Annotated in this window: 18 protein-coding genes, 1 pseudogene and 1 riboswitch; of the genes and pseudogenes, 7 read left to right on the top strand and 12 right to left on the bottom strand. The window is 41.5% G+C overall.

What is annotated here, in order from left to right; genetic code table 11:
• Window positions 1–49 precede the first annotated feature (49 nt).
• Window positions 50–1,522, top strand: a complete 1,473-nt coding sequence (locus tag H538_RS24010) for an MFS transporter (protein ID WP_051291502.1) — start codon at window positions 50–52, stop codon at window positions 1,520–1,522.
• A 411-nt stretch (window positions 1,523–1,933) separates the two neighbouring features.
• Here the strand turns inward: H538_RS24010 and dapA are convergent, their stop codons facing one another.
• The 6 genes from dapA to H538_RS0114835 form a co-directional block, all read right to left on the bottom strand.
• Window positions 1,934–2,821, bottom strand: a complete 888-nt coding sequence (gene dapA, locus H538_RS0114860; RefSeq protein ID WP_026678275.1) for a 4-hydroxy-tetrahydrodipicolinate synthase — start codon at window positions 2,819–2,821, stop codon at window positions 1,934–1,936.
• A gap of 127 nt (window positions 2,822–2,948) precedes the next feature.
• Window positions 2,949–3,128, bottom strand: a riboswitch (Lysine riboswitch).
• Window positions 3,129–3,210: 82 nt separating this feature from the next.
• Window positions 3,211–3,843 (bottom strand): response regulator transcription factor, encoded by a 633-nt coding sequence (locus H538_RS0114855; protein WP_026678274.1) that lies wholly within the window; start codon window positions 3,841–3,843, stop codon window positions 3,211–3,213.
• A complete protein-coding gene (locus H538_RS0114850; protein ID WP_026678273.1) occupies window positions 3,836–4,876 on the bottom strand; it encodes a sensor histidine kinase in 1,041 nt (346 codons plus the stop codon). Before H538_RS0114850 ends, H538_RS0114855 begins: the two co-directional genes overlap by 8 nt.
• Entirely contained in the window at window positions 4,873–5,607 is a 735-nt protein-coding gene (gene liaF, locus H538_RS0114845) for a cell wall-active antibiotics response protein LiaF (RefSeq protein WP_026678272.1), read from the bottom strand. The genes H538_RS0114850 and liaF overlap by 4 nt, the downstream gene beginning before the upstream one ends.
• Before the next feature lie 171 nt (window positions 5,608–5,778).
• Window positions 5,779–6,423, bottom strand: a complete 645-nt coding sequence (locus H538_RS0114840) for a PspA/IM30 family protein (protein ID WP_026678271.1) — start codon at window positions 6,421–6,423, stop codon at window positions 5,779–5,781.
• 34 nt (window positions 6,424–6,457) lie between these two features.
• On the bottom strand, window positions 6,458–6,805 hold the full coding sequence (locus H538_RS0114835) for a lmo0954 family membrane protein (RefSeq protein ID WP_026678270.1): 348 nt from the start codon (window positions 6,803–6,805) through the stop codon (window positions 6,458–6,460).
• 348 nt (window positions 6,806–7,153) lie between these two features.
• Here H538_RS0114835 and H538_RS0114830 point away from each other — a divergent pair, with 348 nt between their 5' ends.
• Both H538_RS0114830 and ltaS read left to right on the top strand, forming a co-directional pair.
• Window positions 7,154–7,951 (top strand): ABC transporter ATP-binding protein, encoded by a 798-nt coding sequence (locus tag H538_RS0114830; protein WP_026678269.1) that lies wholly within the window; start codon window positions 7,154–7,156, stop codon window positions 7,949–7,951.
• Window positions 7,952–8,206: 255 nt separating this feature from the next.
• Window positions 8,207–10,180, top strand: a complete 1,974-nt coding sequence (gene ltaS, locus H538_RS0114825) for a lipoteichoic acid synthase (protein ID WP_154657990.1) — start codon at window positions 8,207–8,209, stop codon at window positions 10,178–10,180.
• Between the two features lie 78 nt (window positions 10,181–10,258).
• Here the strand turns inward: ltaS and H538_RS0114820 are convergent, their stop codons facing one another.
• Entirely contained in the window at window positions 10,259–10,834 is a 576-nt protein-coding gene (locus H538_RS0114820; protein ID WP_026678267.1) for a pyridoxamine 5'-phosphate oxidase family protein, read from the bottom strand.
• Window positions 10,835–10,984: 150 nt separating this feature from the next.
• On the opposite strand from H538_RS0114820, the pseudogene H538_RS25640 reads away from it, so the two are divergent.
• From H538_RS25640 to rlmD, 3 genes and pseudogenes are all read left to right on the top strand, one after another.
• Window positions 10,985–11,083, top strand: a pseudogene (locus H538_RS25640) (FAD-dependent oxidoreductase); the annotation flags it as partial.
• Window positions 11,084–11,840: 757 nt separating this feature from the next.
• The gene (locus H538_RS0114810) at window positions 11,841–12,740 is read left to right on the top strand and encodes a diacylglycerol kinase (RefSeq protein WP_026678266.1); all 900 of its coding nucleotides are present in this window, start codon (window positions 11,841–11,843) and stop codon (window positions 12,738–12,740) included.
• A 125-nt stretch (window positions 12,741–12,865) separates the two neighbouring features.
• On the top strand, window positions 12,866–14,251 hold the full coding sequence (rlmD, locus tag H538_RS0114805) for a 23S rRNA (uracil(1939)-C(5))-methyltransferase RlmD (RefSeq protein ID WP_026678265.1): 1,386 nt from the start codon (window positions 12,866–12,868) through the stop codon (window positions 14,249–14,251).
• Window positions 14,252–14,529: 278 nt separating this feature from the next.
• On the opposite strand, the gene H538_RS24005 is transcribed toward rlmD, so the two are convergent.
• A complete protein-coding gene (locus tag H538_RS24005) occupies window positions 14,530–15,795 on the bottom strand; it encodes a recombinase family protein (RefSeq protein WP_245595247.1) in 1,266 nt (421 codons plus the stop codon).
• The gene (locus tag H538_RS26170; RefSeq protein ID WP_003348325.1) at window positions 15,795–15,944 is read right to left on the bottom strand and encodes a hypothetical protein; all 150 of its coding nucleotides are present in this window, start codon (window positions 15,942–15,944) and stop codon (window positions 15,795–15,797) included. The genes H538_RS24005 and H538_RS26170 overlap by 1 nt, the downstream gene beginning before the upstream one ends.
• 176 nt (window positions 15,945–16,120) lie before the next feature.
• Here H538_RS26170 and H538_RS0114790 point away from each other — a divergent pair, with 176 nt between their 5' ends.
• On the top strand, window positions 16,121–16,717 hold the full coding sequence (locus tag H538_RS0114790) for a helix-turn-helix domain-containing protein (RefSeq protein ID WP_003348324.1): 597 nt from the start codon (window positions 16,121–16,123) through the stop codon (window positions 16,715–16,717).
• Window positions 16,718–17,076: 359 nt separating this feature from the next.
• Here H538_RS0114790 and H538_RS0114785 read toward each other — a convergent pair whose 3' ends face one another.
• The 3 genes from H538_RS0114785 to H538_RS26740 form a co-directional block, all read right to left on the bottom strand.
• The gene (locus tag H538_RS0114785) at window positions 17,077–17,307 is read right to left on the bottom strand and encodes a hypothetical protein (RefSeq protein ID WP_003348323.1); all 231 of its coding nucleotides are present in this window, start codon (window positions 17,305–17,307) and stop codon (window positions 17,077–17,079) included.
• A gap of 163 nt (window positions 17,308–17,470) precedes the next feature.
• Window positions 17,471–17,662, bottom strand: a complete 192-nt coding sequence (locus tag H538_RS0114775; RefSeq protein WP_026678264.1) for a helix-turn-helix transcriptional regulator — start codon at window positions 17,660–17,662, stop codon at window positions 17,471–17,473.
• 314 nt (window positions 17,663–17,976) lie between these two features.
• Window positions 17,977–18,238: ATP-binding protein (locus tag H538_RS26740; protein WP_161627206.1), on the bottom strand; the 262-nt coding region annotated here is incomplete at its 5' end.

The raw sequence follows: 18,238 nt of genomic DNA, 5'->3' as shown, positions 1-18,238 counted from the left end.
TGAACTGCAAGAGGGTGATTACAAATAATAAAATGAGGAGGAACCTTCATTGGAATCATTGAAAAAAGAAGATATCACCATAGTTAATACAAAACTTGCAAAACAATCCGTCATTGCTACTTCGCTCGGCAACGCTATGGAATGGTTCGACTTCGGGCTCTATTCTTATTTAGCGGTTACTATTGGAAAAGTTTTCTTCCCGGAAATCGACCCTTCCGACCAATTGATTTATGCATTAGCGACTTTTGCTATTGCTTTTATCTCACGCCCGATTGGCGGTCTTGTTTTTGGCATGCTGGGAGATCGTTTCGGGCGCAAAAAAGTCCTGTCTCTTACGTTAATTATGATGGCTCTTGCGACATTAAGCATCGGTCTTATTCCGAGTTACGCATCCATTGGAACGGTCGCGCCAGTCTTGTTGATGATGGCAAGGCTGATCCAGGGATTTTCAACAGGAGGGGAATATGCGGGAGCCATGACATTCATCGCAGAATCAACGCCGGATAAAAAACGAGGCTTCATGTCGAGCGGTTTAGAGGTGGGCTCGCTCATTGGCTTCTGCGCAGGCGCTTCGCTGGTCACTTTGATGACATTCCTTCTTGGCTCTGAAAGGATGGTTGATTGGGGTTGGCGGATTCCATTTCTAATTGCTGGCCCTTTAGGGTTTATCGGGCTGTATTTTCGGTCCCGGCTAGAAGAAACCCCTGCTTTTAAAGCGATGGTCAAAGCCGAAGAAGAAGAAAAACATCGTGCTTCTCTTAAAGAAATTGTTACCGACCATTGGAAACCGTTGTTAATTTGCGTAGGAATCGTCCTCTTTTATAATACAGTGAACTATATGCTGCTTACTTATATGCCAGCTTACTTAACACAGGAACTTCATTTTGGAGAAACAAAAGGATTAATGTTGCTCATTATCGTGATGGTGATCACAATGCCGATTATCCTTGCATTCGGCTATTGGAGCGACCGCATTGGGCGTAATCGCATTATTAAGGGAGCTTTAATTGGCATTGTTCTCCTTAGCGTCCCAATCTTTATGATGATCGGTAACGGCAATAGCTTTATTGTTTTTTGCGGGGTGCTTCTCCTTAGCGGTTTGCTCGCTGCTTTCCAGGGGACGCTTCCAGCGACGCTACCTTCATTATTTTTTACGAAAGTGCGCTACGGATCACTTGCTATTACGTACAATGTCTCAACCTCTTTATTTGGAGGGACGACGCCTCTTATTATCGCCTGGCTCGTCAGCATTACGAAGAATCGCATGTTCCCCGCTTTTTACTTGATGGCTGTTTGTCTTTTCGGACTCATCATTGTCTCCTGTTTTGTCAAAGAAACAGCGGGCAAATCATTGCGCGGATGCCAGCCGATCGTTGAGGATCCGGATGAAGTAAAAGAAGTTTTGAAAAATCCGGCTCGAGCCCTCTGGTGGAAAGAAGAAGAAGACCATGAAGCAAACATGGAGGCAGCGGATGAGAGAAGTCACGGGATCAAGCCTAAAAAGGGGAAGATATACGGATAAGCGAATTGCCAAATTAATAGCGATCCGTAGTGGATAAAGAGCGCTTTTTCTTACGAAGAATAGATCGCTTCCGCTGGCCCTTATGCCGTAAAAAACAGAGGATGTCCAAAAGTTATGCTTTTAGGACATCCTCTTTGCATGAATGTTCAGATTGACAGCGATATTTGCTGTTTTTTGTTCAATTATGGCTCAAATTCGAGCAGATCTTGTCTATACTTCGGGGGATCACCCGTTTATTTTCCGAGCCGCATAATTCATTTTCCAAACTGCAGAATTTATTTTCCGAATTACAGATTTTATTTTCTAAACCGCAAATTTTATTTTCCAAATTCCCAAATTTATTTTCTAAACAGTAAAATTTATTGTCCAAACCAGCTGGATGATTGTCCGAAGACTGTTCAGGCAGCTTGTTCAGCGTACAGGCTCTAAATTGATTTGCTCGAGTACGTTTCGTAGCGCCATTTTTTCTTCTTCGTTTAAAGGTACGAGTGGTAAGCGGACATCTCCAACATTTACTCCTCTTTCATTTAAAGCGAATTTCACCGGCGATGGGCTTGGCGCAGCAAATAATGCTTTCATAATTGGAAGAAGGCTGCGGTGTTTGGAAGCAGCATCCTGCACGTCACCGCTTCTAAAGCGATTGATCATATCTTGCATTTCATTGCCAATGATGTGTGACGCCACCGAAACGACGCCTGCTCCACCAATCGAAAGCACCGGCAAGGTTAATCCATCATCGCCACTGTACAATGTGAAATCATCTGGCGTTTTTTCAATCATCTGCGCCATGGCATCCAGGTCGCCGCTCGCTTCTTTGATTGCGACAATATTGTCGATTTCAGAAAGGCGGATGACCGTTTCTACCGACATATTGACAACACTTCGACCCGGGATGTTATAAAGCATGACAGGCAATGGCGTTGATTCGGCAATCGCTTTAAAGTGCTGATATAATCCTTCTTGAGACGGTTTATTATAGTATGGGGCAACGAGCATAATGCCGTCTGCTCCCGCTTCTTCCGCTTTCTTTGTTAAGCTGATGGAAGCTTTCGTATTATTTGATCCAGTGCCGGCAATGACCGGAACCTTTCCGCCAGCCGCTTCTACTGTAACTTTAAATAACTCAACTTTCTCTTCCAGCGTCAATGTAGGAGACTCCCCGGTTGTCCCGGCCACAACTAATCCATCAGAACCATTATCAATTAAATGATGAACTAAAGTCCTCACGGCGTTAAAATCCACTTCACCATTTTGATCAAATGGAGTGACCATCGCTGTTAAAACTTGGCCAAAATTCATAGTTTCACACCCTTATATAGTTTTTTATAAGCTTGAGGGATCAGGGCCATCTATTTGCAAACGCAAAAAAGCAACAACGAGGGATTCGCTGTTGCAATAGGAACAAAATTGGTCCATTCGTCACCATGCATGAGATAGCCCTCCATATAGTTTCCTATATGACAGTTCTGTATTTATTCAATAGCAGAACCAGCTTCAAGAAAATGAGATTCTTTTCCGCTTCGGCAAATTCCCCTTTCCACAATCGTCATTGGCTCTCATTCTCCTCGTATTGTGTACTAATGGTCTTTGCTCCTCTATCCTCACTTCAATCGTATTGAAGAAAAGAAATGATTCAATTTGTTTTACTATAACAAGAGATTCCTTATCTTGCAAGGATAAATTAACAATCAGTCCGCTAGCGAATGCTTGAAAGCATAAATGACTGCCTGTGTCCGGTCTTGAACATTCAGCTTGCTTAAAATGTTACTGACATGGACTTTCACAGTCTTTAATGCGATAAAAAGATCATCTGCAATTTCCTGGTTCGTTTTTCCTTCGGCCATGAGAAGCAAAACTTCCATTTCACGTTTTGTCAGTTCCTCATGGGGCAAACGCCGCTCTTTTTGCCGCATTTTCGTCATCATTTTGCCGGTCACTTCCGGCTCCAATACAGATTGGCCATGGTAAGTAGAGCGGATCGCTCTGGCGATTTCGCTCGCTTTCGATGTTTTCAGCATATAGCTCATCGCACCTGCCTCAATAGCAGGATACACCTTTTCATCATCTAAAAAGCTGGTGACTATGATGATTTTTGCATCCGGCCATTGTTCGATAATTTGCTTCGTTGCTTCAATGCCGTCCATCTCCTCCATGACTAAATCCATCAAAATAATATCCGGACGCAAGCTTAAAGCGAGTTCGACCGCCGTTTTTCCATTGTCGGCCTCGCCGATGACTTCAATGTCCGGCTGAGCGGATAAATAGGAAGAGACGCCAATCCTCACCATCTCGTGATCATCGACAAATAACACTTTAATCATTGTCCTCCTCCTTTATCATTGGGACTTTGACCTCCAGGCGGGTCCCTTTATTAACAACGCTGATGATTTTTAGTGTTCCACCAATTTCCGCGGCGCGTTCATGCATGTTTTGCAACCCATAAGACCCCGTTTTTGTTTGTTCTACATTAAAGCCGATGCCGTCATCGGAGATGCGCATAATGACAAATTGATCGCGCTTGATTAGGAGAACGTCCAATGAAGTCGCTTTCGCATGTCGTAATGTGTTGGAGACGGATTCCTGAAGAATGCGGAATAAATGGTCTTCAATCCCTTTGTCAAGCGCCATTTTTTCAACCTTCCATTGAATGTTCATAGGGACTTTTTGCTGCAGCTCAATTAAAAGCTCCTGAATGCCTTCTTGAAGCGATTTTCCTTTTAACGCAACGGGGCGAAGATGAAGGAGCAGGGCCCGCATTTCCAGCTGTGATTGTTGAATCATTTCTTCCACTAATTTAAGCTGCTTCGTCTCACGGTCATCCGAGAGCGGTCTTGATTCAGTAATCGTGGACATAAGCATGGAAGCCGCAAAGAGCTGCTGGCTGACGGAATCATGCAGTTCCCTTGCCAGGCGGTTGCGCTCTTCGGAAACAATTTCTTGTATCCGTTTTTCAAGAACCTCCGCTTTTTCGTTCGCCATTTTTTGAGAGACCTTAGTTTGCTCGGCAAGATGCTTCTTTATCTTTTCAATTTGAGAAAATAGTGAATCGAATTCCTCAAGCTTTGCCTCTCGGTCAAATTCTGATTGCTTCCCTTGTTCCAACTCACTCAAAGAGTCTTCAACGAAACGTAACTGTCTTTGCCAAAAATATCCGGAAACAAGACCGAATAGAAGTCCGATAAGGATGCTCAGCACAGGTACAAAAATGGCAAACGGGAGGTTCCATAGCCTGCGGTCCCATAGCCCTGTCCAATCTGATAATGGATAAGCGATGAAAAACGTAACGACAAGCGCGAGAAACACAATCAATGAAAAAAGAATTCCGGTTAAAATTTGCCGCTGCATAATGCTCATATTCGCTTCACCTCTAAATTCCCAGTGATCATAGAGGTGATGATCTTGATTTTCTGCACCGAGTCGCCATAGCCCGGCGTTTGGACGTTGAGCGTTTCGTTAAACAATCTCGGTTCGCGATAGTCAAAAACCGCCATTGATCCTGCAATGATGGAATGGTGAACGGAAACTTCCACATCATAAGGAACGAGAATTTGGACGTTGCCGACAAGATTTCGGATCGAGATGACGCATTCTGATTTAGGGAGAATCGTATTGCTTAAATCGATGACAGTATCGCCAATGCCGGTTTGAATGTTAATGTCATTCCAGTCGTATACATGATCTGTTGTCTTTTGCTTTCCAAAAAGAACATTTTTTAATACGATCGGCCGCCTGCAAACTGCGTCCTTTCCCTGGCTGTCCTCTTGTTCTTGCAGAATGGGCCTTATATAATCGGGCTGTTTTTTAGATTGGGCAAAATGGATAATGACATAAAGGAGAATGGCTAATACGAAAAATTTAAAGGCGACCATATTGACGACCGTAATGACGCCAGTGATGACGCCAAACCAAAAAAAGAGTTTGCCCCACGTTTTCGATAGCCGCTTTTTCCCAATGTAGATAAACGCCATAGAAAATAACAAAGAAAAGATGAGACCCCAGCCGAAAAGGATAATCTCAATAAAAATCAATATGATGCCAATAAGAAAAACCCAGCTGAAAAAATCGGATTTTATTCTGTTCAACACGGGGTTCACCTTCTTTCTTTTACGAATAAAAAAGTATAGCTGCTTACTCGGGGCATAAGGACAACAGCAATAAGGACTCGCTTTTTTAAAAAGCCGCTGGATGCGTTATGTATGGTATGGCAGCAGAAAAAGGCGCAGAAACCTACGCCTTATTAGTCTACCACGAATTTGTTAAGAATTAGAATTTGTATCGCTTGATTTTAATTCTTTTTCTAATTGGGCGATCCGGGCATCAATCGTATTCCGATGGTACGACGTATTGACTTGATGCTCTAATCGGTTTAAATACATTTCAGTCTCTTCAAAACGGGAGAATGGTTTGCTCATGTCATTGGCCTGGAGCACTTTATTCATCCGGTAGTTGGCGCGGGCAATATTTTCCCGGCCCATTAATTCCATTCGTTTAATGTGCATTTCCTTTAACTTTCGCTTCATTTCTTCATACTTCTTTTCTAGCTCTTCCAATTGGCTGTTTGCCTGTCCGAGGGAAGCTTTAAGCCGGGAAGTTGCATCTTCATAGTACGCTTGCTCTTTTGCTGCAAATTCATACAGCTCATTTTCACCGGCTTTTAGCGCAATTTCGGCCTGGTATTTCCGCTTTTTGGCAAAATCTTGCGCTTGCTGATATTCGCGGGTGAATTCTTCTTTTAATAAATATTGGCGCTGAATCAGCTCCCGAACCTTCTCGACTTCTTGCTCGCACCGGCGCAAGTGCTGGTTGAGAAGAGCAATCGGATTTCTCTGCTCCTTTTTGTCTAATAGTTCATGAAGGTCGGATTGAATCGATTCTTTTAAACGTGTAAATAAGTTACTCATTCTTTATCGCTCCTTTATAAAATGATTGTGTTTCTTAATCAAATTGCTTTAGTTCTTTCCATTGCTTTTCAAAACTTGCAAAAGGATCTTCCGGTTCTTTATCGACCGACTTGTTGTCATTCCACTGTTTGTAAACAACGTAGAGAACCCAGATTGCGATCAGTCCAATAATGGATGGGACATTGGACACGGAAGCGCATAAAGCGATCAGCCCGATGATGGCCCAGCCGATTTTTCCTGACGTTGTTTCGGATCTCATAAATTTTTTAAACGCAAAGTAGAGAATGACAAGGCTTATCGCAAGCCCGATCATTGGACCAAGATTGGCTAATAGCACAATTGCCGCAATCCCTCCAACGAGAAGCAACCCGAATTTTTTCATTTGCATTTCCTCCTTTCAAGGGCAAGCTTGGCGGCTTTTAAGCAAGCCGCCGCCGCTTTCTATGTCTCTATCCTACCTGGATTCCAATTGTTTCATAACGAGCTTCGGCTATATTTTGGAATAGGTCCTGGGGCGTAGAGAGAATAGGCTTGTGTCGGATCCGGGCGGTTTGGCTGAATGATAGTCCATATCGGCTGAATTCGTGTTCAGTTTGGCGGAATCATGACCCGCATCGGCTGAATAAATGAAAACTGGTGGACTAAATCGTGTGCATGTATTGATATTTCTGGAGCCATCTGTTTAAATTATCAGTAATTTCAATCAAAAAGGATAAAAGGGGAGAACAGCATGGACAATGTCATCCATTTAGAAAATGTATCGTGGATAAGAGAAAAAAAAGAACTGCTAAAAAACATTGATTGGCGAGTGAAAAAAGGGGAGAATTGGGCGCTTTTAGGATTGAACGGATCAGGGAAAACATCGCTTCTCAATATCATTACAGGCTATCGTTGGCCGACGACTGGAAGTGTCCAGGTGCTTGGCAGCCGTTTTGGGGAAACAAACATCCAGGAATTGCGGAAATCGATCGGATGGGTCAGTTCATCATTACAGGAAAAGTTGCACGGGGCTGATGTTGCCCAGGAAGTCGTCATTAGCGGGAAACATGCATCAATTGGACTGTATGAGGATATAACGAGAGAGGATATCGACCGCGCCTTATTTTTATTGGAGTTCATGGGAGTAAGCCATTTAATGAATCGCTCGTATGAAACGTGTTCACAGGGCGAGAAGCAAAAGTTGCTGATCGCAAGGGCTTTAATGGCTGATCCAGAAATTTTGATTTTGGACGAGCCTTGTAATGGACTCGATTTGTTCTCGCGCGAAAAGCTTTTGGAAAGTATTCATGAATTGGCACAAATCTCGAACGCTCCGACTTTGCTTTTTGTAACACACCATATTGAAGAAATTCTTCCTATATTCGGGCATACGCTATTGCTCCGCCGCGGAGAAGTTTTTTCGGCCGGGAAAACGGAAGAAGTTTTAAAAGAAGAGAATCTTAGCGCCTTTTTTGAGCATCCTGTATCTGTTCTGAAACACGGCGAGAGGATTACCGTTCAATTAAGCAAACAAAATGTTCATCAATAAGACACGTTCGAGCAGTATAACAAATTGACTTTTTTTATAAAGTGAAGTTAAAATGTAATATAGATTTGCCCTCTCTTGTGCTTTATTCAAGAGAGTTTCTTATTTTGGTAGGTTTTATTTTTCGAAGAACAGTAATAAGTTTATAGAGGTTGATCAAACATCCGGGATCCCTCCATACTGCGTAGGCAGAGAGTTTTCCCGGAGAGGCCAGTCCCGCGTGTATTGGGCAGTCTCTTGCAACGCTTCAAACTTTACTTGATTAAAAGAGGTGAAAAAGTGAAGAATTTGCGAATGAAGGGCCAGAATGTATTAAACAAGCATCTTGGTTTTTTCTTTTTAGCTGTCGTTTTGTTTTGGCTGAAAACATATGTCGGGTATCTTACGTCATTTAACCTTGGCATCGAAAACACGATGCAAAAATTCTTATTGTTCATTAACCCGATTAGTTCAGCAATTTTCTTTTTTGGACTTGCTTTATTTGCAAAAGGAAAAAGAGCCTATATTTGGATCATTATCATCAACTTTATTTTATCGTTTATTTTATACGCGAATATCGTTTATTATCGATTTTTTAACGATTTTATCACGTTGCCGACTCTAACCCAAACGAAAAATTTCGGCGATCTTGGTGGAAGCATCTGGGAATTGTTGAAAGTGTATGACCCTTTATATTTCCTGGATACGATCATTTTAATCGTTCTTGTTGCGTTTAAATTGGTCAAGCCGGAGCCTGTTCGCGTAAGCCGCAATAAGATCGGAATCGTATTTGCGATGGCGATTGCCTTTTTCAGCACGAATCTTGCGCTTGCGGAAACCGACCGCCCGCAATTGTTGTCAAGAACATTTGACCGAAATTACCTTGTGAAATATTTAGGAACATTCAACTTTACGATTTATGATGCCATTCAGAGCACAAAGTCATCCGCGCAAAAGGCATCTGCCGACTCCAGCGACATGACGGACGTTCTGAATTACGTAAAAGCATCATACGCAAAGCCGAATCCTGCTTATTTCGGAAAAGGAAAAGGAATGAATGTGATTTACATTCATCTTGAATCCTTCCAAAACTTTTTAATCAATTACAAACTCAATGGACAGGAAGTAACACCTTTTATTAATTCGTTTACGAAAGATAAAAACACATTGTATTTCGATAACTTTTTCCATCAAACCGGACAAGGAAAAACGTCGGATGCCGAATTTATGTTAGAAAACTCGTTGTTCGGATTGCCGCAAGGGTCCGTTCTGACGACTAACGCGCGCAATACGTTCCAGGCGGCTCCTGCCATTTTAGGGCAAAAAGGGTATACATCTGCTGTCTTCCACGGCAACTATAAAACGTTCTGGAACCGTGACGAAGCATATAAATCGTTTGGATTCGATAAATTCTTTGACGCTAGCTATTACGATATGAATGACAACGATGTCGTCAACTATGGCTTGAAGGATAAGCCTTTCTTTAAAGAATCGATTCCGCTTCTAGAAACGTTGAAGCAGCCGTTTTACACGAAATTTATTACGTTATCGAACCATTTCCCATACCCGATCGATAAAGATGAAGCATCGATTGAACCTGCTACAACAGGGGATGGATCAGTTGACCGTTATTTCCAAACGGCCCGTTATTTAGATGAAGCTGTAAAAGGATTTGTCGATTACTTGAAAAAATCCGGTCTATATGACCACTCCATTATTATTATGTACGGAGACCATTACGGCATTTCTGAAAATCACAATGAAGCGATGTCGCAAATTATGGGCAAAGAAATTACGCCATTTGAGAATGCCCAATTGCAACGGGTGCCGTTAATCATCCACGTTCCGGGCATGAAGGGCGGCGTCATGCATCAATATGGTGGAGAAATCGATGTTCTTCCAACATTGCTTCACCTTCTTGGCATTGACACGAAAGATTATGTTCAATTCGGAACGGATTTATTGTCGAAAGAACATCAACAGATTGTTCCTTTCCGCAACGGAAGCTTCGTGACGCCTAAATATACCGCCGTAAATGGAAAATATTTCGATTCTAAAACAGGCGAGCCTGTTGAAAAGAACGACGAGATCAAACGGGATGAAGAAACGGCGCAGAAGAAACTGCAAATTTCCGATAAAGTTGTCTACGGAGACTTGCTTCGTTTCTACACACCGAAAGGCTTCAAACCGGTCGATCGCGATAAGTATAACTACAATCACCGGAAAGATGAGAGCCCGGTAAATAATAAATAAAAAGAAGATGGCCAAAAGAACACCTTCGTGTGGACTTTTGGCCATTTTTTTTAATTAAAATCGATAGACCTCCTCCGTTTAGTCTTCATAAATACCATGTTGAGCTTTTTTCCCCAATGGAGTAATCAGTCCATCCATGCTTACGAAATTTTTCTCTTGATGATATTCCTCAATGCCTTTTTCGCCTTTTTGCATCGCCCATAGTTTTAGTGTGTCTCGCTCTCCGACATATGAAAAAAAAGGTACGCTATATCCACAAGAAGTTTTCACTGCATGTATGGTGGCATAAATCATTTGCCGTGCGCCCGGGATAGGTTTGAAGTGAGGAATGAGCTCATCCCATTCCGAAGTCCCTGGAAGAATAACACGCCCTTTCCCATAAAGGCGAAGGATCATTGGAGCGCCTTCAAAAGCGACAAACATGAATGTAATTCTGCCGTTTTCCTCAAGGTGGGCACTCGTCTCATTTCCGCTTCCCGTCAAATCAAGGTAAGCGATTTCTGTCGGCGAAAAAATGCGCAATACATCATATCCCTTTGGCGACAGGTTAACATGGCCGTCCTCATTTAATGGCGCCGAACCGACAAAAAAGAGTTGCTGCCTTTTAATGAAATCCTTATGCTGTGGAAGTATTTCCGAAAAAAGCTTTCCCATGATTTCCCCTCCTCTTTTTCTTTCTTTTTTATTCGGTTCACCTGTACAAATTACCTTTTTGATTAAAAAATAGGGTGAAACCGTTGTTGATCTGTCACAAATCAAGCCGCTATCTCGTTATAGTTGTAAAAACGAAAAAGGGTGATGATGATGAAAAAGTCTGATGTGGCAATCGTAGGCGGAGGAATGGCAGGGCTTTCGGCTTCTATTTATTTGGCGAAAGCGGGATTGTCGGTTGTCGTCTTCGAACCCCTCGTTAGATCTGTGAAATGAGGAAAAACGATCACGAATCGTTACATGATTTAAAATGATTTCGTTCTCGGACAATAAATGCTCTTATTTGGACAATAAGTCATCCAATTTAGACAATAACATCTTACGTTTGGACAATAACTGAAAAGACAACTCATTTTATTGTCCGATACAGGCCATTTATTGTCCGATGGAAACGATTTATTGTCGGAAATCGACTGTTTATTGTCCAAATGCCATGAAAATAGCACCATACTACCACACTAGAGAAATTTGATCCTGTTTTTTGCTTTTATTTTTTTACAGGCTAAAATTAATTCTTGAAAATTAGCTGAAAGGGCACTAGCGTATATTCATTAATAGGAAAAACCCCCGAATGGGCGAATTTAGCCCGAATTCAGGGGTTTTTAGCTGGGAAAAATCACCCGGGTGAAGAGGCGTGACTAAATCTTCCAATAACGTTGATTTTCTCCCTTATCTATAGCGTATGGGGTTTGACTGCCGAAGTGATATACTTTTATGCATGTTGATAAAAATAGGTGATTATACCGGTCTTTTACCTCAATTTTAAACAAACGTTTGATTGAAACGGCTGTTTAGTTGATCGAAGTAAATGACCGCTTATTTTGGATTGTGGAAAAATGATCCAATTTTGCTTTTTAATCAACCAATCTTTATAATAGTAATGGTTACCTGTTTGTCCAATTTCATTTTTTTACATAAATCCAAGTTAGAAGTAAAGTAGGAGAATCGAATGAAAAGAGCTCGATTAATCTATAATCCAACATCCGGCAGGGAAACGGTGAAAAAGCAGTTGCCGTACATTTTAGAGCGGCTTGAGATGGCGGGGTATGAAACGTCCTGCCATGCGACGACTCCTGATGAAGGGGACGCCATCCGTGCGGCGCGTCTCGCTGCCGAACGTGGATTTGATTTAGTCATTGCTGCCGGAGGAGACGGCACGCTATATGAAGTCGTCAATGGCCTTGCGGATTTTGAACAGCGTCCAAAACTCGGCCTCATCCCGGCCGGCACGACAAATGATTTTGCCCGCGCCCTCGGCATTCCTCGCACGATTGAAGGGGCCTGTGACGTGCTTTGCGATGGGCATGAGATGCCGGTCGACATCGGGAAGGTAGATGATAAATATTTTATCAACATCGCGGGCGGCGGCCGGTTGACGGAGCTGACCTATGAAGTGCCGAGCAAATTGAAAACGATACTTGGCCAGCTTGCATATTTTTTAAAAGGGATTGAAATGCTTCCTTCGATCCGCCCGACACAGGTGGAAATCGAATACGACGGCAAGCTGTTTGAAGGCGAGATCATGCTGTTCCTCGTTGCCAATACGAATTCAATCGGCGGTTTTGAAAAGCTTGCGCCGACTTCTGAATTTAATGACGGGATGTTTGACCTCATTATTTTAAAGAAGACGAACCTGGCGGAGTTCATTCGCCTTGTCTCACTTGCGTTAAAAGGCGAGCATATTAATGACCCTCACATCATTTATGAAAAGGCAAACCGGGTGAAAGTACGTCCAACGGAAAAAATGCAGCTAAATTTGGACGGGGAATATGGCGGCCTCCTTCCAAGTGAGTTCGTTAACCTGCGCCATCATTTCCAAATGCTAGTCCCGAAAGAACGCTTGAAATAAGAGCTGGCCAAGAACGGTCAGTCTTTTTTCATAGTAAAGCCTTTGCCAGAGGCTAAATGTGGATTAGAGAGATTATGATCGTCTATCGATCAATTTGAGAAATTTTTGAAGAAGGACGAGTTGCAATGGATAAGGCAATCAAGCCAGTGACAAAAAACGAAATGGTCGAAGTGGAAATTACCGACCTGACCCATGAAGGCGCCGGAGTGGCGAAAGTGAACGGCTTTACACTGTTTGTGCCGAACGCTTTGCCTGGCGAACGGGCGATGGTGAAAGTAGTCGGCGTAAAAAAAGGCTACGGGTTCGGCCGTTTAATGGAAGTATTAAAGAAATCTGAGCAGCGGGTGGAGCCGCCTTGCCCGATTTATAAACAGTGCGGCGGCTGCCAATTGCAGCACCTTTCGTATGAAGGACAGCTTGACTATAAGCGGAAGCAAGTAGAGGAAGTGCTTGCCCGAATCGGGAAGCTGGAGAATGTGCCGGTTCTTCCTGTGCTCGGAATGGACGACCCATGGCGTTACCGTAATAAGGCCCAGGTTCCTGTCGGCGAGCGCGAAGGCGGACTCGTTGCCGGCTTTTATCAAAAAAGGAGCCACGAAATCATCGAGATGGAAAGCTGCTTGATCCAGCAGGCGAAAAATGATGAAGTTGTCCAAACGGTAAAGGGCATTGCCGAGAAGCATGGCCTCCGGGCCTATGACGAACAGCGGCATAAAGGGTTTCTCCGACATATTATTGCGCGCTACGGCCAGGTGACTGGCGACACGATGATTGTGCTCGTGACCAACGGGAAAGACTTGCCGAACCGGAAAAAAATTGTGGAAGAGATCGTGGACAGACTTCCAAATGTGAAGTCGATCGTGCAAAACATCAATACGAAACGGACGAACGTCATTTTTGGCGAGGAAACGAGAGTGCTCTGGGGTGCAGAATACATTTACGATTACATCGGCGACATTAAGTTCGCGATTTCTGCACGTTCATTTTACCAGGTGAACCCGGAGCAAACGAAGGTGCTTTATGACCAGGCGCTGAAATACGCGGAGCTCAATGGAGATGAAACGGTCATCGACGCGTATTGCGGGATCGGAACGATTTCATTGTTCCTCGCGCAAAAAGCAAAAAAAGTGTACGGCGTGGAAATCGTTCCGGAAGCGATCGAAGACGCAAGGCGTAACGCCGAACTTAATGTCATAACGAATGCGGAATTCGCCGTCGGAGAAGCGGAAGTTGTCATTCCGAACTGGAAAAAAGAAGGCATCACTGCCGACGTCATCGTCGTCGACCCGCCAAGAAAAGGCTGCGACGAAGCCCTGCTGAACACGATCATCGAAATGAAACCAAAACGAGTCGTCTACGTCAGCTGCAACCCGGCAACATTGGCGAGGGATTTGCGTGTACTTGAAGACGGTGGGTTTAAGACAGTCGAGGTGCAGCCAGTTGATATGTTCCCGCAGACGACGCATGTGGAAGTGATAGTGAAACTTGTTTTAAAAGATACAGTCCATTAAACTGTGCCTAATTAAGAGGAAAGAGAGGGGGAAAGATTGTAGTGTATCTTAATCTTTCCTTCCTCAAATACTTCAATCTTGTTAATCAGCCTTTGTAGAACCTGTTTTAGTACCTGTTCATCGTCAATGTCAAGGTTAGCCAAGCGTTCTATTTCCTTTTTAAAGAACTGTAATTCTTCTGCGGTATCTTTTCTAGTAGATAGAGCGGATTGAAGCTCAGCTTTTTTGACTGCAAGTTCCTTCTGTTGTTGGGCTATTCTTTCATTTTGAGCCTTGAATTAATCTATTGTGATATGCCCCTCTGTATGCAGCGTTAGAATATTATCAAACCGTTTGTTTACTTCTTTAAGTTGTCTCTCAGTTTGCTTAATTTCCTTTTCAAAGTTGGAACTTACAGAACTAACTTTCTTCTCTGCGATACCGTAAAGCTTTTCTAGTTTAAGACTATCTTTTATAAGACCCCTGAGGTCATCTTTAACAGTCTGCAAGAGAATACTTTCCTCAATGATATGTGAAGAGCAATGAACGGTTGTAAACTTTACATAGCCCCCACAAACATAAGCCCCTTTACGTCTATCAGGCTTAAAATGCATTCCACTTCCACAGTCTGCACATTTAGCGATATGAGCAAATAAACTCTCTTTACCGTTGCTTCTGTGGGTTCCTTTTTTCTTCATGAGTTCCTGAACCGCTCTAAAATCATCTTCCGTAATGAGAGGGGGATGAGTGTTTTTAATAATGATTTGCTTTTCAAGGTCTACCTTTTTTCTAATCTTATACAACTCAGAGTCACTTAGAAACTTTGTTGTTTCTTCTCTGTTGTGTACTAGGCTTCCTGTGTAAGCAGGGTTGTTTAGGATACCTTTTATTGTGTTCTGGTGCCATTTTGCTCCTGCATTAATGGCTCCTGCTACTGCTCTTGGTGTAGGTATGCCCCTTGACATAAAATCATTTGTAATTTTAAACATTCCCCACCCTTGGTAGAGGTAAAGATGAAAAATCTCTTTTACATAAGGAGCGGTTCTTTCGTCTACTTCTAGCTGATTAGTATGAGGGTTCATCTTATAACCATAGGGAGGAACAGACGCTTTATATTTCCCTTGTTTTGCTCGTTCTTTCAAGCCCAATTTTACCCTATGGGACAGCTTTAGGTTTTCTTCTTTAGCAAATACAGCTTTTAACTCAAAGGGCATTGAACTGTCACTTGTTTTAGAGTCGTAGAAATCCTCAGGGAGTATTAAGCGGACATTTTGTCTCTCAATCTGTTCAGCAGTCTGTAAACTTTGTACAGTGTTTCTTCCCAGCCTTGATACGGACTTAGCAATAACAACGTCAATATCCTTCTTTTCAAGGTCTTGTAGCAATTTGTTAAGCCCTGTACGGTTCTTTATTCCTGCCCCGCTTATACCATTATCAATATATCTTTCGATAACGGTAAACCCTTTCTCATGAGCTATACTCTCAGCTAAAGAGATTTGATTTTGTAAACTGTTCTGTTGTTCTTCCTTTCTCGTACTAACACGAGCATAAATTGCACATTTCATCAATTCGCCACTCCTTTAGTAGTAGGAGTGACATTAGTTCTTTCCTTATCGTAGGAAGCATTTGACATTTTGTCAATCATATATTCAAGAAATGATTGTACAATCTCTTCTAATGACTCTGACCCTATAAACTCTCTTTCAACTTTCATGAAAAATCCCCCTCTTTTAGGTAATGCTGCTTTGCTCAGCCTAGTAATCGTTTTAAGGAAGGGAATTGTTGCGAAAAAATTTTTTTGTATCATTATCGCAACAATTGGAGGGCATACCTCGATAACTATGTTGAAAGTACATGCTACTTTAAAAATTATTATTAGGGGGAGTCATTATGGTATGGGTAATGGAGAGGTTAGTAAATATGTCTAAGGAGAGTATAAGTGAAAATCATTTTGTAGCTGTTCCTAATTCATTAAGGAAATGTATTGGTCTTTCTGCAAACGATAAGGATGTATTATATGATATTTTATGGTCGATTAATGATAATGAAAGCTGTTTTCCATCTAAATCGACTATTGCGGAAAGGTTAAATATAGGTGAAAGTACAGTAGGGAGGTCATTGAACAAGCTACACTCAATGTACTTCCTTAACATTGAGAATAGAGTAGGAACATCTAATCTTTATTCAATATGTTTACTAGAGGATAATCCATATTTGATTATTAGTGAGTTAACACATTGGTATAAGAAGAGATACAAAACTGTAGATGTTCCGAAGAACTTTTGTAAATCAAAAGTTTCAAAGGCTATTTCAAAATATCTTGCTGAAAAGCATAAGGAATATGCGGATAGGTTGTTCGATTGCTGTAGTAACGAGGATTATAATTCAGTCCTAGAAAACTTCCTTGAAGAAATGAATAAGTATGTTGTAAATGCTACCAATGTAAAGATTGAATATAAATGGAACAAAGAAGTACCTTTATTCTAATTACTCTAATTACTGAGTCACCCCCTCTAGTCAAAATTACATGAGGGTAACAAAAGTTAATTCAATTTGAAATAGGGGTCACATCTACTTATATCAAAATGGCATATCTCCTATTAGCAAATTAAATGACTAAATAAAGTAAGTAGAATAAAGAAAATCAAATTAAATAGAGAAATAATTAAATAAAGATAATTAAAGTAGAGGGAGCGGGTTGACCGCTCCTATTTTTTCGGTAAATTGTTACTTAATTTTATATTTGTGAAATTTTTGAATTTAAACTTAAAATATTTTGTTAGTTATAAAAGAAAACCGCTCTATGTGGCAAACACATAAAGCGGTTGGTTGCAGATTGATTAACCCTAAAGAAATTCAACAATTTCTTTTTCTGTTGCCCCATGATCAAGTAAAAACCTTTCTAGGCTATCTTTGTCTACGCTGTACCCGTATTTGGTATTGATAGAGTAATAGCCATTTTCTATACGAGGGGCTTTTTCTAATTGTCCACGTTGCAAGTAACCCAACACTGCATTTTCAGTAAATGCTATGTTAAAGTGGTTAAGTATTCTACTAGTCTTTTCAATGCTAATCATTTAAACATCACCTCTTAATACGAGTTTTCGAAGGCTTTCCTTGGAAAAGTAAATTCTATTCTCAATATGCACCTTCTCAACATATGGAGAAGAAGATAATTCAAATAGCCTTTGAGTAGTAACTCCTAATATTTCGGCTGCTTGTGAAAAGCTATATAAATCCTTAGTTTTCACTATCATCTTTAGCACCTCCATTTTGGAGCCATTCAACTACAACCGTTTTGTTAAAACGAACTGATTTACCTACCTTTACACGTCCTGGAATTACTCCTTCTCGTGCTAGTTTATAGGTTGTTTGCTCACTCATATCTAGCAATTTTGATAATGAACGAACTGTTAGAAACTCTTTTTCCATACCGTAAAACCTCCTAATTTTAATATCCTTTTCCTTGACGCCCTCATTATAAGAACGGAACTTTATATTCTTAACAGCAAATCGAATAGAATAATGGAATAAAACATAAAATGATAAATAACAATAAATACTCTTAATATTTGCGTAAATAAGTAGAATTTTATAGGCAAGTAGAGAGAACGAATGTATAGTTATTACCTCTAAAAATGGTGGTATCTGTTTTTATTGCGGTTGAAGGTTTTAGGATGTCAACCTCAGTTGAAAATTCCCCAAAAATGCCGTTTTAAAATTCCCCATTATTAACACAAAAAGCTCTATCTTTCTATGGTATCACTTCCTTTCAATCGTGTTTGGGATTCCCTTTCCCCCGAGGGGGAAAGGGAATTGATCGAATATTCATTCACTGTTTTTTCCGTGTTGAAAAATCCTGCTTTCTTCTTCTCCTTGATTCGATAGCTTTCTCCTTTAATATTGATGGTATGTGAATAATGAAGTAGTCGATCTAAAATCGCTGACGCTAACACACGATCTCCAAAAATCTCTCCCCAATTTCCGTATGATTTGTTAGAGGTGAGG

The organism is Fictibacillus gelatini DSM 15865 (assembly GCF_000430745.1).
Classification (GTDB): domain Bacteria; phylum Bacillota; class Bacilli; order Bacillales; family Fictibacillaceae; genus Fictibacillus_A; species Fictibacillus_A gelatini.
This window is presented reverse-complemented; position numbering and strand designations above follow the sequence as displayed.

What these genes read in the sequence shown, in the direction of transcription:
- H538_RS0114785 (WP_003348323.1), bottom strand. Translation starts at nt 17,307, where the DNA reads ATGATTAGCATTGAAAAGACTAGTAGAATACTTAACCACTTTAACATA.
- rlmD (WP_026678265.1), top strand. Translation starts at nt 12,866, where the DNA reads ATGGATAAGGCAATCAAGCCAGTGACAAAAAACGAAATGGTCGAAGTG.
- H538_RS0114855 (WP_026678274.1), bottom strand. Translation starts at nt 3,843, where the DNA reads ATGATTAAAGTGTTATTTGTCGATGATCACGAGATGGTGAGGATTGGC.
- H538_RS0114835 (WP_026678270.1), bottom strand. Translation starts at nt 6,805, where the DNA reads ATGAAAAAATTCGGGTTGCTTCTCGTTGGAGGGATTGCGGCAATTGTG.
- H538_RS0114790 (WP_003348324.1), top strand. Translation starts at nt 16,121, where the DNA reads ATGGTATGGGTAATGGAGAGGTTAGTAAATATGTCTAAGGAGAGTATA.
- H538_RS0114820 (WP_026678267.1), bottom strand. Translation starts at nt 10,834, where the DNA reads ATGGGAAAGCTTTTTTCGGAAATACTTCCACAGCATAAGGATTTCATT.
- H538_RS0114840 (WP_026678271.1), bottom strand. Translation starts at nt 6,423, where the DNA reads ATGAGTAACTTATTTACACGTTTAAAAGAATCGATTCAATCCGACCTT.
- H538_RS0114810 (WP_026678266.1), top strand. Translation starts at nt 11,841, where the DNA reads ATGAAAAGAGCTCGATTAATCTATAATCCAACATCCGGCAGGGAAACG.
- dapA (WP_026678275.1), bottom strand. Translation starts at nt 2,821, where the DNA reads ATGAATTTTGGCCAAGTTTTAACAGCGATGGTCACTCCATTTGATCAA.
- H538_RS0114830 (WP_026678269.1), top strand. Translation starts at nt 7,154, where the DNA reads ATGGACAATGTCATCCATTTAGAAAATGTATCGTGGATAAGAGAAAAA.
- H538_RS26170 (WP_003348325.1), bottom strand. Translation starts at nt 15,944, where the DNA reads ATGAAAGTTGAAAGAGAGTTTATAGGGTCAGAGTCATTAGAAGAGATT.
- H538_RS0114775 (WP_026678264.1), bottom strand. Translation starts at nt 17,662, where the DNA reads ATGGAAAAAGAGTTTCTAACAGTTCGTTCATTATCAAAATTGCTAGAT.
- H538_RS24005 (WP_245595247.1), bottom strand. Translation starts at nt 15,795, where the DNA reads ATGAAATGTGCAATTTATGCTCGTGTTAGTACGAGAAAGGAAGAACAA.
- H538_RS0114850 (WP_026678273.1), bottom strand. Translation starts at nt 4,876, where the DNA reads ATGAGCATTATGCAGCGGCAAATTTTAACCGGAATTCTTTTTTCATTG.